Origin of the sequence: Streptomyces sp. NPDC058664 (assembly GCF_042716635.1) — a bacterium.
GTDB lineage: Bacteria > Actinomycetota > Actinomycetes > Streptomycetales > Streptomycetaceae > Streptomyces.
In genome coordinates, this window is record NZ_JBHXRW010000024.1 from 24,038 (window position 1) to 38,555 (window position 14,518).

Genomic DNA, 14,518 nt, shown 5'->3' on the forward strand with positions numbered 1-14,518 from the left:
GCGGCCCGGGCACGGGTGCTGGTGGGCCACGGGTACGGCGACACGTTACGTGGTCGCCGCCCGCTCACGGTGGGGAGCCGAACCGCTACTCCTCCAGGCGCTCGGCGAGCAGCCGGGCCAGATTCCGGGCCTTTTCCTGCAGTTCCCGGCTGTCCGGGCCTTCGGCCGAGCCGGTCGTCTGCTCCCGGTAGGAGACGGTCACGATGACGTTGGATGTGCGGAACACCACGCTGACGGCACGCGCACGGCCGTTCGCGCCGACCGTGCTGACGACGTCGTTCAGGTACGCGACGTCGCCGAGGCCGTCGAGGACGCGGGGTTCGAGGCCGGTGGAGGCGGGGTCGCCGGTCGGGGTGGGACCGGTGGCGGTACCCGTGGCCGTGCCGGTACCCGTGGCCGGGGTGGTGGCGCCCGTCGGGGGGTGGGGCGGCGCGGTGCTCTTCGGTGTGGCCGCGCCCTGCGGGGTCTTGCCCGGGGTCTGGCCGGGGCCGGTGCTCGCGTTCGGGGGCGTGGCGCCGCTCGACGCGGTCGCGGGGGCCGTCGGTGCCGTGGGGGTCGGTGGGGCCGTCGGGGGCAGCGGGATGCCCGCCGCGAGCTGCTTGCGGACGTACACCTCCTGCGCCCGGGCGTCGTCGCTGACGGCGGTGTCGTACGACACGACCCGCTCGACGTCGAGCATCAGCCGGTGCGAGACGTCCGGAGTGTCGGCCTTCCACGTGCAGCCGACACGCCGGTCGGTGTCGTACGTCACGGCCGCGACGCCCCGGTACGCCTTGCCGCGCTCGGCTTCGGCGAGCGCGGCGGCGCCCGGGAGCAGATCCTTGAGCGTGCCGGGCGGGACGGAGCCGCAGGGCTCGAAGAGCGTGCGGTAGCGGCCGGGCGGTGCCACGGGCGCGGCGGGGCCGGCCTTGGCGTCGACGGCGATGTCGTCCACCGGGGGGCCGGCGGAGCATCCGGCGAGGCCGATCCCGAGGCCGAGGCCGAGTGCGAGGACGACGGCGGTGCGAGCCGTGGACCCGGTGCGGCCGGGGGCGTACCTCTTTCGCTGCACGGTCCCAGGCTCCCTTCTCCCGAAGTCTTTCCCGAAAACTGTTTGCCGCGCGAACCCGGCCGATGGACACAATGTCTATCGCACACGCAGCTGTTGATGCCGGTCCGCTGTCACCTGTACGGGCTTTGGCTCCGGTTTTTGCGTTATCAGGCTTTTCGGGGGAATCGAGGGAGTATGTCGTACGTAGAGGTACCTGGGGCGAAAGTGCCGATCCGGATGTGGGCCGACCCCGCCACGGTGGAGGGCGGTGCCATGCAGCAGCTGCAGAACGTGGCGACGCTGCCGTGGATCAAGGGCCTGGCCGTGATGCCGGACGTGCACTACGGCAAGGGCGCGACGGTCGGTTCGGTGATCGCGATGCGGGGCGCGGTCTGTCCGGCGGCGGTCGGTGTGGACATCGGCTGCGGGATGTCGGCGGTCAAGTCGTCGCTGACGGCGAACGACCTGCCGGGCGATCTGTCGCGGCTGCGGTCGAAGATCGAGCAGGCGATTCCGGTGGGCCGGGGGATGCACCGCACGGAGGTGGACCCGGGGCGGCTGTACCAGTTCCCGACGGCGGGGTGGGACGGCTTCTGGTCGCGGTTCGACACGGTCGCGGACGCGGTCAAGTTCCGTCATGAACGGGCGCGACAGCAGATGGGGACGCTCGGAAGCGGAAACCATTTCGTCGAGTTCTGCCTCGACGAGTCGGGTGCGGTCTGGCTGATGCTGCACTCCGGGTCCCGGAACATCGGCAAGGAGCTCGCCGAGCACCACATCGGCGAGGCGCAGAAGTTGCCGCACAACCAGGGTCTCGTCGACCGTGACCTGGCGGTCTTCGTCGCGGACACCCCGCAGATGGCGGCCTACCGGAACGACCTCTTCTGGGCGCAGGAGTACGCGAAGTACAACCGCGCGATCATGATGGCGCTGTTCCAGGAGGTCGTCCGCCGGGAGTTCCGCAAGGCGCGGGTGACCTTCGACCAGGTGATCTCCTGCCACCACAACTACGTGGCGGAGGAGCAGTACGAGGGCATGGACCTGCTGGTCACGCGGAAGGGCGCGATCCGGGCCGGCTCCGGGGAGTTCGGGATCATTCCGGGCTCGATGGGCACCGGCTCGTACATCGTGAAGGGCCTCGGCAACGCGGCCTCGTTCAACTCGGCCTCCCACGGGGCAGGCCGGAAGATGAGCCGGAGCGCGGCGAAGCGGCGCTTCTCGACGCGGGACCTGGAGGAGCAGACGCGGGGTGTGGAGTGCCGCAAGGACTCCGGCGTCGTGGACGAGATCCCGGGCGCGTACAAGCCGATCGAGAAGGTCATCGACCAGCAGCGCGACCTGGTGGAGGTCGTCGCGAAGCTCAAGCAGGTCATCTGCGTGAAGGGCTGAGCCGGTGGGCGGGGGCCTGACGGACCGGTGAGGGACGAGGAGGGCCGGCGCGGTGCGCCGGCCCTCTCTCGGCTCTACAGCTCGCGGTGGACCTTGGTGTTGGAGGCCTGGGCCCGGGGGCGGACGACCAGGAGGTCGATGTTGACGTGCGGGGGGCGGGTGCAGGCCCAGGTGATGGTGTCGGCCACGTCGTCCGCGGTGAGGGGTTCGGCCACGCCGGCGTAGACCTTGGCGGCCTTGTCGGTGTCGCCGCGGAAGCGGGTGGTGGCGAACTCGTCGGTCTTGACCATGCCGGGGGCGACCTCGATGACGCGGACCGGGGTGCCGACGATCTCCAGGCGGAGGGTCTCGGCGAGGACGCGGGCGCCGTTCTTGGCGGCGACGTAGCCGGCGCCGCCCTCGTAGGTGGAGTGGCCGGCGGTGGAGGAGAGGACGACGACGGTGCCGTCGCCGCTCGCGGTGAGGGCCGGGAGCAGCGCCTGGGTCACGTTCAGGGTGCCGATGACGTTGACCTCGTACATCTGGCGCCAGTCGTCGGGGTCGCCGGTGGCGACGGGGTCGGCGCCGAGGGCGCCGCCGGCGTTGTTGACGAGGACGGCGAGGCTGCGGAACGCGGTGGCGAACTCGTCGACGGCGGCGCGGTCGGTGACGTCGAGGGCGTAGGCGGTGGCCTGGTGGCCGGCCTCGTTGATCTCGGCGGCCAGGGCCTCGATGCGGTCCTTGCGGCGGGCGGTGAGGACCACGCGGTAGCCGGCGGCGGCCAGCTGCCTGGCGGTGGCGGCGCCGATTCCGCTGCTCGCTCCGGTGATGACGGCGATGGGGGTACCGGGGGCAGTCATGACGGGGTGCTCCTCGCGCGGGTGGTCGATGACGTCGGTCGCCCGGTCAGGATAGGTGGGGCCGCCGGTCAGCGGCCTCGCGGGGCGTACATGATCAGGGCCATGCCGGCGAGGCAGACGAGGGCTCCGATGACGTCCCAGCGGTCGGGCCGGTAGCCGTCGGCCGCCATGCCCCAGGCGATGGATCCCGCCACGAACACTCCGCCGTAGGCGGCGAGGACGCGGCCGAACTCAGCGTCCGGCTGGAGGGTGGCGACGAAGCCGTAGGCGCCGAGGGCGAGGACTCCGCCGCCGATCCAGATCCAGCCGCGGTGCTCGCGGACACCTTGCCAGACGAGCCAGGCGCCGCCGATCTCGAAGAGGGCGGCGAGGGCGAAGAGGGCGAGGGAGCGGGCGGTCAGCATGGGGTGAGCGTGCCATGGGACACGCTGGCTGATGGATTGTCAGACCATGGGATGATCTGTGGGTATTTTGGCCTCATGCGTGGAATGCGGAAAGGTGTGCTCGGGGTCGCTCTCGCGGCCGCGGTGGTGTGGGGTGCGGGCGCGACCGCCGGTGCCGTGGGTCCGACGGGCGGGGCCGAGGCGGATCTGACCCATCACGGTCATGTCTCCCTCTGGGACGGGAGGGTGGGTGTCTGGCTGGTCAGCGGGAACCACGGACCCTCGGACGTCTCCCAGGCGACGGTCCGGCTGGCCTTCTCCGTGCCGATGGCGGGTGGCCAGGAGCTGCCGCCGGCCTGTCTGTGGAGCAGCGACCGGGTGGTGTCGTGCCGTACGGGTGAGCTGCGGGCCGCGGGCGGCGTGGGTGAGCTGGCACTCGATCTGCGGACCGCGGGGCTTCCGGACGAGTTGACCGTGGACATCACGACGGCTTGGCGGGGCGGGGTGGCCGATCGGAATCCGGCGAACGACCGGCACCGTGTCCTGGTGCTCGCCACCGGGGATCCGTACGTCTTCTGATCCCCGGCCCGCTTCACCATCGGATGCCCGTGCGTCTTCTGATGCCCACTCCGGCACCGGGTTCCCGTGCGTCTTCCGGTGCCCGCTCGCTCCGGTCAGCGGCTCGTCCAGTGGACGTAGCCGTCGGGGCGGACCAGTACCGCGGTCCGGCGCGACGGGTCCGCCCAGGTGGCCCGTACGAGGCGCTCCGGGGAGACGGGGACGGTGCGGGGCAGGGCCGGGGGCTCGCCCTCGGGGGCGATCAGGACGAACTCGCCGCCGCGCAGCAGCTCGTAGAGCCGTCCCTCGCGCAGTCGCAGGTCCGGCGCGCGGCGGCCCGCGGGGCGGCTGGAGCCCGCCGGGGGCGCGTATGCGATGCCGATGCCGCTGATCATGCCCATGGCGCGCGCGGAGGCGGGCCGTAGCGCGTTGAGCGTGCGGGCGGCGAGGGAACGGGCGGCGCGGGTGAGCGGGGTGTGGGCCATCGCGAGGCGCACGATCGCGCCGCTGCTGCGGAGCACCATGGCGCCGACCGGGTGGCGCTCGGACTGGTAGCTGTCGAGGAGTGCCTCGGGGTCGGGTGCATCGCCGCGCAGGACGGCGGTGAGCTTCCAGGAGAGGTTGGCGGCGTCCTGGAGGCCGGTGTTCATTCCCTGGCCGCCGGCGGGGGAGTGGACGTGGGCGGCGTCTCCGGCGAGGAAGACCCGGCCGACCCGGTAGGCGGGGGCCTGGCGCTCGTCGCTGTGGAAGCGGGAGATCCAGCGGGGGTCGTGCATGCCGAGATCGGTGCCGAGGGCGCGGCGGGCGATCTCACGGACCTCGTCGAGGTCGACGGGCTCGCTGTCGGCGACCTGGCGGGTGCGGTTCCAGCCCATCACCCGGTACCAGCCGTCGCCGAAGGGGGCGAGGAAGGCGAAGGTGTCGCCGGAGCCGTTGACGGTGAACGAGTCGGTGGGTTCCTCGGCGAGGCGGACGTCGGCGAGGACGATGGAGCGGATCACGGAGCGGCCGGGGAACGGCAGGCCCAGGGCGGTGCGGACCGCGCTGCGGACGCCGTCGGTGCCGACGAGGTGGCGGGCGGTGAGGGTGAGCGGGGTTCCGTCGGGGCCGGTGAGCTCGGCCGTGACCGTGTCGGCGTCCTGGCGCAGTCCCCGCAGCTCCGTTTCGTACCGGAAGGTGACTCCGGCGGCCACCGCGCGGCGCTCCAGGAGTCGCTCGACCTCGTACTGCGGGGTGACGAGCAGGTGGTTGAAGCGGCTGGGCAGTCGGGTGAGGTCGAGGTCGAAGCGGCCGAAGAGCCGGGCGAGGGGGAGGGTCGTGCCCGTGGCGAGGAGTTCGTCCGCGAGGCCGCGGGCGTCGAGCTGCTCCAGGGTGCGGGCGTGGACGCCGAAGGCGCGGGTCATGTTGGCGAGGCCGTGCGGACGGCGCTCGACGAGGGTGACGTCGACGCCGGCGGCGGCGAGGTCGCCGGCGAGGAGCAGGCCGGTGGGGCCGGCGCCGATGACGAGTACCTGGGTGTCGGTCTTCTCCGTGGTGCTCATGGCTGCCTCCAGGGTGCCCACGACCGTTGGCCAACGTCTGTTGGTCAACGCTTGTTGGCAACTGTAGGGGCAGCCTCGGTGGAGTGTCAACGCCTGTTGGCCTACAGTCGTTGGTATGACGACCGCCCGCCGCTCCGACACCACCAGGGCCGCCATCCTGGAGGCCGCCCGCGAGCGCTTCGCCTCCGACGGATACGACCGCGCCACCATCCGGGCCATCGCCCGTGACGCCGGGATCGACCCCTCGATGGTGATGCGCTACTACGGCAACAAGGAAGGGCTGTTCGCGGCCGCCTCCGAGATCGAGATCGGCCTCCCCGAACTGGGCGGGCTGCCCGCGCAGCACATCGGGGCCGTCCTCGTCACCCACTTCCTGGAGCGCTGGGAGCGGGACGACGTCCTCACCGGGATGCTGCGGGTCGGGGTCACCAACGAGGCCGGGGCCGAACGGATGCGGGAGATCTTCGCCCAGCAGCTCGGGCCCGTCACCCGGGGCGTCTGCCCCGACCCGGCGGAGGCCCCGCACCGGGCGGCGCTCGTCGCGTCCCAGATCCTCGGCATGGCGCTCACCCGTTACGTCCTGCGGCTGCCGCCGGCCGTGGACATGTCCACCGAGGAGATCGTGGCCTGGCTGGGCCCGACCGTGCAGCGCTACCTGACCGCCGAGACGCCCTGAGGGACCCGCGTGCGGGTCGCCGAGACGCGCTGAGAGACCCGCGCGCGGGTGCGGGGCGGCGACGCGGGTCCGGCCGCGGTCTCCCGTCAGCCGGTCGTCGCGCCGCCGAACTCCCGTACCGCGTCGGAGACGATCTCCTCCAGACGGCTGTGGTGGGCGCCGCGCCAGTAGACCCGGCCGCACTCCACGCACTCGGCGAACACGTCGTACGTCTTCTCCGTGCCCTGCTCCAGACGCTCGCGGACCGCGTCCTTGTCGGCGTCGCTCAGCCGCCCGTTGCACGCCGTGCACCGCGTCCAGGGCGCGAGCGGGGGCGCGAACCGCTCGAGGACGTCACGGAGCTGCTCGTCCGGCCGGTCGCTGTAGACGTACGCGCCCGCCCACAGTTCGCGGCGGCGCAGCAGGCCGCGGTCCCGGGACAGCATCACGCGCCGCTCCCGCGCGGAGAGCGCGGCGAGCGCCGGGTCGCCGATGTCCTCGCTCTCGTACGCCGCGTCCACCCCGAGCAGCCTCAGCCGCCGGGCCAGCGTGCCCAGGTGCACGTCGAGCAGGAACCGGAGCGGTGCGCCCGGCCGCACCGGCTGCGGACGGGCGACGCCCTCCACCTCGACCGTCTCGCCCGCGACCGGGACGTGCGAGGCCTCGACGGGCCGGCCGTCGACCAGGAGCCTCCCCGCCTCGGTGAGCGGCACGCCGAGCGACTCCACGACGTGGCCGAGCGAGGAGGCGCCGTCCGTGATCACGGACGTGCGGCCCGCGCGCCGCTCCACCGAGACGAAGAGCCCCAGGACGGGGGCGAAACTGATCTGGATCTCCGGTCCGTTCACGAGGACAGGATGGCATCGTCCCGGGACGGGCGGCCAGGGAATTCGGCGTCGGGCGGCGAACGACGGGCGGGCGAGTGGGCCGGCGGACGGACCGGTGGAGTCGGTGGGGCAGAGGCGGTGGGGTGCCTGCCCGTGCCGGGGCGGGTACGAGGTGCCGGCCGGGACAAGAGCCTGCGGTACCGTCCCGCCATGAAGATCATCGACCTCGAACTCGGGGACCCCCGGCTGGAGAGCGATCTCCTGCCGGTCCTCTCCGAACTCCGTCCCCACCTCACCCCGGAGCTCTTCCGCGAGGTCTACGAGGCCGGCCACCCGCAGGGGCTCCGGTTCAGCGCCGCCTACGCGGACGACGGCCGCTGCGTCGGCGCGGCCGGCTGGCGGATCGTCAACAACACCAGCTCCCTGCGCAAGCTCTACGTCGACGATCTCGTGACCGCCGCCACCAGCCGCTCCACCGGTGTCGGCCACGCGCTCATCGCCCACCTGGAGGCCCACGCCCACGCCGCCGGCTGCCACGAGCTCAACCTGGACTCCGGCACCCACCGCACCGGAGCCCACCGCTTCTACCTGCGCGAGCGCTTCGACATCGTGGCCTTCCACTTCACCCGGCCGCTCACCGCGCCGGGGGACGCCTCCTAGACCGGCTCCCGGACCGGCTCCCGGACCGGCTCCCGGACCGGCTTCTCCAGGTCGAGGCGCCAGTCGTTGCAGCGCATCGGGCGGCCCGGCGGGTACTCGTAGCCCCGCTCGCCGCGCAGCTCGAACCCCGCCTTGCGGCACACCGCGTTCGAAGCGGCGTTGTCCGCCGACGGGAACGCGTGCAGATGGCGGCGGAGGCCGGCGGCCCGGGCCTCCGCGACCACCGCGCGCGTGGCGGACGTCGCCAGGCCCCGGCCCTGGAAGCCCGGCAGCACCGCCCATCCGGTCTCGTACACCGGCTCGTCGTCCCAGGTCTGCGCCCAGTAGCCGATGCTGCCCACCACGGCCTCCTCCGGCAGCAGCACGATCCGGAACATCCGCCCCGCACCCGTGGCGTCCGCGCTCAGGTCCACGTACCGCCGATGGCGCCGGACCAGCTGCTCCTCGGTCTCCGGGCCGCCCAGGTGCTCCATCAACGCGGGCGCGTTCAGGGCGCGCAGCAGGTCGGCGTCGTCCTCGGACCACGGTTCCAGGCGTACCGGCGAGGTGTTGGTCTCCATGTCCGTACGGTAGGTCAGGGCACCGACAGTCCGCGGGCGTACGCCGCCGGCGGCACCCCGATCGTCGCCGTGAAGTCCCGTACGAGATGGGCCTGATCGCTGTAGCCGAGCTCCGCCGCCAGTGCCGCCCAGTCCGGGGTGCCCGCCGTCTCCGCCGCTTCGGCGCGTTCCAGGGCCTCGTGGATGCGGTAGCGCAGGATCACCCACTTCGGGCCGACGCCGACACGGGTCGCGAAGAGACGCTGGAGCGAGCGTGCGGACAGGCCCGTCGCCGTGACCAGCCGGGACACCTTGCGGACCGACCGGTCCGCGCGGATCAGGTCCACGAGCTCCATGGCCCGCTCGGCGTCCGGATCGGGGACGGGGCCGTGGGCCAGGAGGAAGGCGTCGAGCGCCGCCACGCGCGCGTGGTCGGTGTCGGGGGAGAGGACGGCGGACAGCCGGTCGGCGGGCACCTGGTCCACGGACGCCTGGTCGGTGCCCGTGCTCGACTCCGGGAACACTTCCGTGAGGGGAACCCGGCGGCCCGTCCAGGCCGACACCGGCCACGCGGGCGCGAAGGGGCGGAAGCCGCCGGGACGGAACTGCGCGCCGCAGACCCGGCCCGCCTCCGTCAGCTTGTGGGTGAACAGGCCGAGTCCCACCCCTGCGACCTCGGCGGACGTCTCCGCCGCCGCCTCCGGGGCACCGAGCGGCCCGTACCGCTGGAAGACGATGTTCACCGACGGATGCGGGACGACGTGGCTCGCGTACGGCTCCGGCAGTTCCCAGTCGATCAGCCAGTAGTGCTCCAGGTAGGGCCGCAGTTCCGGTGCCGGCAGGTGACGGCGGAAGCGGACCCGGGAGAGCAGTTCGGCGGGGTCGACGATGCCCCGGGTGTCCCGGCGGGGAGCGGAAGCGGACATCCTCCGATGCTAGGACGGGGCGCGCCCGCGCCCTGGCGCGTTTCTTCAAGACCCGGGCGGGCATGCTCCCCCAGCATCGATTCCATGACGAACGTAGCCCCGCCCCGTATCGGTGACCTGCTCCGTACCGCCGCCGCGCAGGCCACACCCCTGGTCAGGGACACCGTCGACGCGTCGCTCGGCCTGCCCACGCCCTGCGCCGAGTACGACGTGCGCGCCCTGCTCAACCACCTCTTCGACGTCGTGGTCAACTTCCGCGCCCTCGCCGCCAAGCAGCCGGCCGACTTCTCCCACACCCCCGACCGGCTCGCCGAAGCGGACTGGCGCGAGCGTTTCGGGGCCGAGACGGGGAAGCTCGTCGAGGCCTGGTCGGCGCCCGGTGCGGAGGAGGGCACGTCCGGAGCCATGGGGCTGCCCGCACGGACCGTCGGGTCCATGGTGCTGCTCGACCTGACCGTGCACGCCTGGGACCTGGCCCGCGCCACCGGGCGGAGCTTCGCGCCCGATCCGGCGGTGGTCGCGGGGCTCGTCGAGGAGGTGGAGGGGATGGCGCCGATGGCCCGGAGCATGAAGGTCTTCGGCGACGCGGTCGACCTGCCCGGAGACGCCACCGTCTTCGAGCGGCTCCTCGCCACGACGGGACGCGATCCGCGGGACCGGGCGGCCTGAGGCGGCCGGTCCCAGGCCCTCGCCGCTCAGCGCGTGCGGCCCGGCGGGTCCGGCGAGAGCTGGGAGACGACCTGTCCGAAGGCATGCTCCTCCGCGGGCGTCAGCTCCACCGACTCCTGAGGGTGCCAGACGCGCTCCAGCGGGGTACCCGCCCGGTCGCGGGACCACAGGCTCCGTGACAGCCACACCACCGTCGAGACGGCGAGCAGACCGAAGAACGTGATCACACGGGGGTCGGCGAACGGTCCGGGCAAGGACATGGCTCACTCCAGGGCGTGAGGACCGCCCGCACGCGGCGCCCCGGGAGATGGCGCGACGGGCACGGCGGCGCCGGTGGTTCCTGCTGCTTCCTCCCGATCTGTTCAGTTAACACCACTGTGGGGGATTTTCGGCAGGGGGTCCGGGACCGGGGCACCGCCTTCCGCCTCCGGTCGCCGACCGGGGGCGGAAGGCCCTCTTGTGCGTGCCGGGGAACCGCTCCAAGGTGGCGGAAGAGGCACATTCCGGCCGGGGAGGGAGCAGCCGTATGTCCGGGGCGCAGCCGTGGGGATTCACGGACGACAGGGGTACGGAGCTGGGGGCGGCGCGTGCGCCGCGGCGGGTGATCGCGTACGTGCGGGCGGGGGCGGCGCTGTGCGACCTGGGCGTGACGCCGGTCGCCGTGTACGGCTCCGGGCACGACGGCGAGGTCCTCGATCCGGCCAAGGAGGGCGGGCTGCGGGCGGCCGGGGTGACGTACCTCGGACCGGGCCGGAGCCTGGACGAGGAGCTGCTGCGGAAGCTGCGGCCGGACGTGATCGTCGACGTCACCTACGACGGGAAGAGTCCGTACGCGCTCGACGAGGCCGTCGCCGAACGGGCCGGGGTGCCGCTCGTCGCGCTCTCCGTCGGCAACGAACTCACGCTGGCGGCGATACTCGACCGCTTCGGCGCGCTGGCCGTCAGCCTGGGGGCCGCGCCGGAGTCCGACGTCCCGGGCTCCGGTGCGGCGACGGAGCTGTCGGCTGCGACGGAGGTGTCGGCGGTGGGCCCTCCGGGCGGGCTCCGGGCCGCCGAGGACGCGCTCCGGGAGGCCGCCGCCCGGAGCCGGCTCGCCGTGCTCGCCCTCTCGGGGGCCGGTCCCGATCAGGTGCACCTGGCCCGGCCGCAGGCCTGGCCCGAGCTGGCGCGCCTCGCCGAGCTCGGCGTCCGGCTGGTCGACCCGGGGCCCGGGCCCGGTGCCAACTGGTTCACCGCGGACTGGGACCACGCCACTGGACTCCGCCCCGACCTGGTCCTCTTCGACAACCGCGCCCATGCCACGGCGCCCGGCCAGGCCCTGTCCGGCGTCCGGACCACTCCGTGGAACCCCGAGACCCCGCCCAGTCCGGCCGCGTACGCGCGCTTCTTCCGGGACCTCGCCGAAGCGCTCACCACCTGAACGGCCGGCAGGCCGGGCCGGTTGCTCGGGCTGCCGCCGACCAGGCCGGTTGCTCGGGCTGCCGCCGACCGGGGCGGACGGCTCAGGCCCTCGTCGGACGGTCGGGTGCTCGGGTCGCCGCCCGCCGGTCCGGGCGGGCGCTCAGGCCGCCGCCGGCTGGTCGGGCGTTTGGCCACCGTCCGCCGGCAGTCGGATGATCGGGTGCTGTCCGTCGGTCCGGTCGGACCGCCCGGGTCGGTCGCCGCCCCGGGCCGGTCACCGGCCCACCGGTCAGGCCAGTGCCTCTTCAGGCCGATGTCGCCGTCAGGCGGGTGCGGCCGTCAGGCGGGTGCGGCGGAGGGAGTCGGCGAACTCCTCCGCGCGGGCGAGCTGGGTCCGCAGTTCGGCGACCCGTTCCGCGGCCGCCTGCTCGTAGCCGCGGACGCGGGCCAGGAGCTCGGCCCGCTCGTCCGGTTCGAGCTCCGTGTCCGTGCCCGCGCGCTCGGCGGCCAGCCGGTCCATGGCCATGAGGAGTTCACGGGTCTCGTCGAGCGTGAAGCCGAGCGGCTTCATCCGGCGGACCACCATCAGCCGGGACACGTCCGCGTCCGTGTAGAGCGGGAAGCCGCCCGGTGAGGCCGCGGACGGGACGACCAGGCCGCTGTCCTCGTACTGCCTGATCGTCCGCAGGGACAGTTCGGTCCGTGCGGCGACCTCGCCGATCTGCATGGGCTCGCCGGTCATTCGTACTCCGCTCACGCGTCAGGTCCTTCCTCGTGCGGGCTCCCCCAGGACGTATCGGACCCCCACAGGGGGTGCGGCTTCCGCGCATTACATCCGATTCGTCCTAACTTCAGCACTTATGAGTGCCGGAAGTGTGGCGAAACGCCTGGCCGCAGGACCTTTAGGGCGTTCAGCTCACGGCCACACCAGGCAGTACGGCTGGTGGCCCGCCTCGTGGAGGCGGACGGAGAAGTCCTGCCACTCGTGGAGCAGCTGGTAGACGTCGAAGGCGTCGCGCGGGCCGCCGCGGTCGGGGACCGTGGACCAGATGAAGGCGGCGGCGCCGACCGACTCCTCGCCGATCGCCCGGAGCGGGTCGACCACGGTCATCGGCAGCTTCACCACCGCGTAGTCCGGGTGCAGCACCACCAGCTCCAGCGGTGGCACCTTGTGCAGGGGCATGCCCTGGATGCCGGTCAGGACCATGGCCGCTATGGTCTCCGGCTTGATCTTGGTGAACATGCCGCCCATGCCGAGCTCGTCACCGCCGAGCTCCTCCGGACGCATCGAGATCGGGACCCGGGCCGCCGTCGCGCTGTTGGGCGCGCCGAAGTACTTGTACGTCACCCCCAAGCTCCGACCTCCGGTCGCAGGGGGTGGTTCCGCGGCCGGCTCGGGGCTCGTCCGGCGCTCCGACGCGGCCGGGTCCTCCGCCCGCCGGCGCCGGTGCCTGCCCCGCCGGGCAGACTCCGGACCCAGGTCGTCCGTCCCCTCGCCCGGTCCGCCACCGCGATGCATATCTCCACCCGACTGCTTTTTCTCGGCAACACGACCCCGCCGCGCGACCCGATCATCGTGTCAGTGACCTCCCCCGCGTTCGTACGGTGAAACACCTGTCCGCAAGAACGCCGTGGCCTCTGACACCATGGATTCCGTGAGTCATCCCTATGACGCCCCAGTTTCGCAGACGCGGAGGGGGAATGCCCCGGTGTCATAGCCAGGATGTCCATGCCGTCCCTCCGTCCCCGATGTCGTGCCCGAAGTCGTTCTCGCAGGTCAGGATCACAGTGCCGTATTCATACGAAGCCCCAGTCTCACAGACGCTTTTCGACCGCGCTTCCCTCGTGACGCCCGGCGGCGTGAACTCACCGGTGCGTGCCTTCCGGGCCGTGGGCGGAACGCCCCGGTTCATGGTGTCCGGTTCCGGCCCCTACCTCACCGACGCGGACGGCCGTGAGTACGTCGACCTGGTGTGTTCGTGGGGGCCGATGATCCTCGGCCACGCGCACCCCGAGGTCACCGCCGCGGTGCAGGAGGCCGTGGCCCGCGGCACCTCCTTCGGTACGCCCGGCGAGGGCGAGGTCGCGCTCGCCGAGGAGATCGTCGCGCGGATCGAGCCGGTCGAGCAGGTACGGCTCGTCTCCTCCGGCACCGAGGCCACGATGTCCGCGATCCGCCTCGCCCGCGGGTTCACCGGACGCGCCAAGGTCGTCAAGTTCGCCGGCTGCTACCACGGCCACGTGGACGCGCTGCTCGCCGCGGCCGGTTCCGGCGTCGCCACCCTCGGGCTGCCGGACACGCCCGGCGTGACGGGCGCCCAGGCCGGGGACACGATCGTGCTGCCCTACAACGACCTGGCCGCGGTGCGCGCCGCCTTCGCCGCGCACCCGGGCGAGATCGCCTGTGTCATCACGGAGGCCTCGCCCGGCAACATGGGCGTCGTGCCGCCCGTGGACGGCTTCAACCAGGGGCTCGCGGACCTGTGCCGGGAGAACGGCGCGCTGTACATCTCCGACGAGGTGATGACCGGTTTCCGTACCTCGAAGGCCGGCTGGTACGGCGTCGACGGCGTGAAGGCCGACCTGCTGACCTTCGGCAAGGTCATGGGCGGCGGCTTCCCGGCCGCCGCGTTCGGCGGCCGCGCCGACGTCATGGGACACCTGGCCCCGGCCGGGCCGGTCTACCAGGCGGGCACGCTCTCCGGTAACCCGATCGCGACCGCCGCCGGGCTCGCGCAGCTGCGGCTGCTCGACGACGCGGCGTACGAGAAGGTCGACGCGGTGTCGAGGGAGATCCAGGAGCTCGTCACCGGCGCGCTCGCCAAGGAGGGTGTGGCGCACCGGCTGCAGACCGCCTCCAACATGTTCTCGGTCTTCTTCACCGCCGACGAGGTGCGGAACTACGACGAGGCGAAGCGGCAGGAGGCCTTCCGCTTCAACGCCTTCTTCCACTCGATGCTGGCCGACGGCGTCTACCTGCCGCCGTCCGCCTTCGAGTCCTGGTTCGTGTCGGCCGCCCACGACGAGCGGGCCGTCGAGCGGATCGCCGCCGCCCTGCCGGCCGCCGCGCGCGCCGCGGCGGAGGCCACCGCATGAGCGCC

17 protein-coding genes are annotated in these 14,518 nt (G+C 72.9%); 7 read left to right on the forward strand and 10 right to left on the reverse strand.

The window, feature by feature from the left end:
- Positions 1-85: 85 nt before the first annotated feature.
- On the reverse strand, positions 86-1,051 hold the full coding sequence (locus ACFWUY_RS20550; protein ID WP_384110362.1) for a DUF3558 domain-containing protein: 966 nt from the start codon (positions 1,049-1,051) through the stop codon (positions 86-88).
- 174 nt (positions 1,052-1,225) lie between these two features.
- Here ACFWUY_RS20550 and ACFWUY_RS20555 point away from each other — a divergent pair, with 174 nt between their 5' ends.
- Complete coding sequence (locus ACFWUY_RS20555) at positions 1,226-2,419, forward strand: RtcB family protein (RefSeq protein ID WP_384110364.1); 1,194 nt, start codon at positions 1,226-1,228, stop codon at positions 2,417-2,419.
- A 74-nt stretch (positions 2,420-2,493) separates the two neighbouring features.
- On the opposite strand, the gene ACFWUY_RS20560 is transcribed toward ACFWUY_RS20555, so the two are convergent.
- Together ACFWUY_RS20560 and ACFWUY_RS20565 are read right to left on the reverse strand one after the other, a co-directional pair.
- Positions 2,494-3,258 carry an SDR family NAD(P)-dependent oxidoreductase gene (locus ACFWUY_RS20560; protein WP_384110371.1) on the reverse strand — a complete coding sequence of 255 codons (765 nt, stop codon included), beginning with the start codon at positions 3,256-3,258 and terminating at the stop codon, positions 2,494-2,496.
- Between the two features lie 68 nt (positions 3,259-3,326).
- A complete protein-coding gene (locus ACFWUY_RS20565; protein ID WP_384110374.1) occupies positions 3,327-3,662 on the reverse strand; it encodes a YnfA family protein in 336 nt (111 codons plus the stop codon).
- Between the two features lie 75 nt (positions 3,663-3,737).
- Here ACFWUY_RS20565 and ACFWUY_RS20570 point away from each other — a divergent pair, with 75 nt between their 5' ends.
- Entirely contained in the window at positions 3,738-4,220 is a 483-nt protein-coding gene (locus ACFWUY_RS20570) for a hypothetical protein (RefSeq protein ID WP_384110377.1), read from the forward strand.
- Positions 4,221-4,315: 95 nt separating this feature from the next.
- Here the strand turns inward: ACFWUY_RS20570 and ACFWUY_RS20575 are convergent, their stop codons facing one another.
- Positions 4,316-5,740 carry an FAD-dependent monooxygenase gene (locus ACFWUY_RS20575; RefSeq protein WP_384110382.1) on the reverse strand — a complete coding sequence of 475 codons (1,425 nt, stop codon included), beginning with the start codon at positions 5,738-5,740 and terminating at the stop codon, positions 4,316-4,318.
- Positions 5,741-5,855: 115 nt separating this feature from the next.
- Between ACFWUY_RS20575 and ACFWUY_RS20580 the strand changes: the two genes are divergently transcribed.
- A complete protein-coding gene (locus ACFWUY_RS20580; protein ID WP_384110388.1) occupies positions 5,856-6,416 on the forward strand; it encodes a TetR family transcriptional regulator in 561 nt (186 codons plus the stop codon).
- Positions 6,417-6,502: 86 nt separating this feature from the next.
- Here the strand turns inward: ACFWUY_RS20580 and ACFWUY_RS20585 are convergent, their stop codons facing one another.
- Positions 6,503-7,243: a Mut7-C RNAse domain-containing protein gene (locus ACFWUY_RS20585; protein ID WP_384110393.1), complete on the reverse strand. Its 741-nt coding sequence runs from the start codon at positions 7,241-7,243 to the stop codon at positions 6,503-6,505.
- 189 nt (positions 7,244-7,432) lie between these two features.
- Here ACFWUY_RS20585 and ACFWUY_RS20590 point away from each other — a divergent pair, with 189 nt between their 5' ends.
- Positions 7,433-7,882, forward strand: coding sequence for a GNAT family N-acetyltransferase (locus ACFWUY_RS20590; protein WP_384110397.1), 450 nt, complete (start codon positions 7,433-7,435; stop codon positions 7,880-7,882).
- Here the strand turns inward: ACFWUY_RS20590 and ACFWUY_RS20595 are convergent.
- Together ACFWUY_RS20595 and ACFWUY_RS20600 are read right to left on the reverse strand one after the other, a co-directional pair.
- A complete protein-coding gene (locus ACFWUY_RS20595) occupies positions 7,879-8,442 on the reverse strand; it encodes a GNAT family N-acetyltransferase (protein ID WP_384110401.1) in 564 nt (187 codons plus the stop codon). The genes ACFWUY_RS20590 and ACFWUY_RS20595 overlap by 4 nt on opposite strands.
- A 14-nt stretch (positions 8,443-8,456) precedes the next feature.
- Positions 8,457-9,347, reverse strand: a complete 891-nt coding sequence (locus ACFWUY_RS20600; RefSeq protein WP_384110407.1) for a DUF6597 domain-containing transcriptional factor — start codon at positions 9,345-9,347, stop codon at positions 8,457-8,459.
- Between the two features lie 84 nt (positions 9,348-9,431).
- Between ACFWUY_RS20600 and ACFWUY_RS20605 the strand changes: the two genes are divergently transcribed.
- Positions 9,432-10,016 (forward strand): TIGR03086 family metal-binding protein, encoded by a 585-nt coding sequence (locus ACFWUY_RS20605; RefSeq protein ID WP_384110411.1) that lies wholly within the window; start codon positions 9,432-9,434, stop codon positions 10,014-10,016.
- A 26-nt stretch (positions 10,017-10,042) separates the two neighbouring features.
- Here the strand turns inward: ACFWUY_RS20605 and ACFWUY_RS20610 are convergent, their stop codons facing one another.
- Positions 10,043-10,276 (reverse strand): hypothetical protein, encoded by a 234-nt coding sequence (locus ACFWUY_RS20610; RefSeq protein WP_384110414.1) that lies wholly within the window; start codon positions 10,274-10,276, stop codon positions 10,043-10,045.
- 266 nt (positions 10,277-10,542) lie between these two features.
- On the opposite strand from ACFWUY_RS20610, the gene ACFWUY_RS20615 reads away from it, so the two are divergent.
- Positions 10,543-11,436, forward strand: a complete 894-nt coding sequence (locus ACFWUY_RS20615; protein ID WP_384110417.1) for an ABC transporter substrate-binding protein — start codon at positions 10,543-10,545, stop codon at positions 11,434-11,436.
- A gap of 303 nt (positions 11,437-11,739) precedes the next feature.
- Here the strand turns inward: ACFWUY_RS20615 and ACFWUY_RS20620 are convergent, their stop codons facing one another.
- Positions 11,740-12,159: a MerR family transcriptional regulator gene (locus ACFWUY_RS20620; protein WP_384110689.1), complete on the reverse strand. Its 420-nt coding sequence runs from the start codon at positions 12,157-12,159 to the stop codon at positions 11,740-11,742.
- A 174-nt stretch (positions 12,160-12,333) separates the two neighbouring features.
- Positions 12,334-12,936: a hypothetical protein gene (locus ACFWUY_RS20625; protein ID WP_384110421.1), complete on the reverse strand. Its 603-nt coding sequence runs from the start codon at positions 12,934-12,936 to the stop codon at positions 12,334-12,336.
- Positions 12,937-13,166: 230 nt separating this feature from the next.
- On the opposite strand from ACFWUY_RS20625, the gene hemL reads away from it, so the two are divergent.
- Positions 13,167-14,513, forward strand: coding sequence for a glutamate-1-semialdehyde 2,1-aminomutase (hemL, locus tag ACFWUY_RS20630; protein WP_384110424.1), 1,347 nt, complete (start codon positions 13,167-13,169; stop codon positions 14,511-14,513).
- The last annotated feature ends 5 nt before the right edge of the window (positions 14,514-14,518 follow it).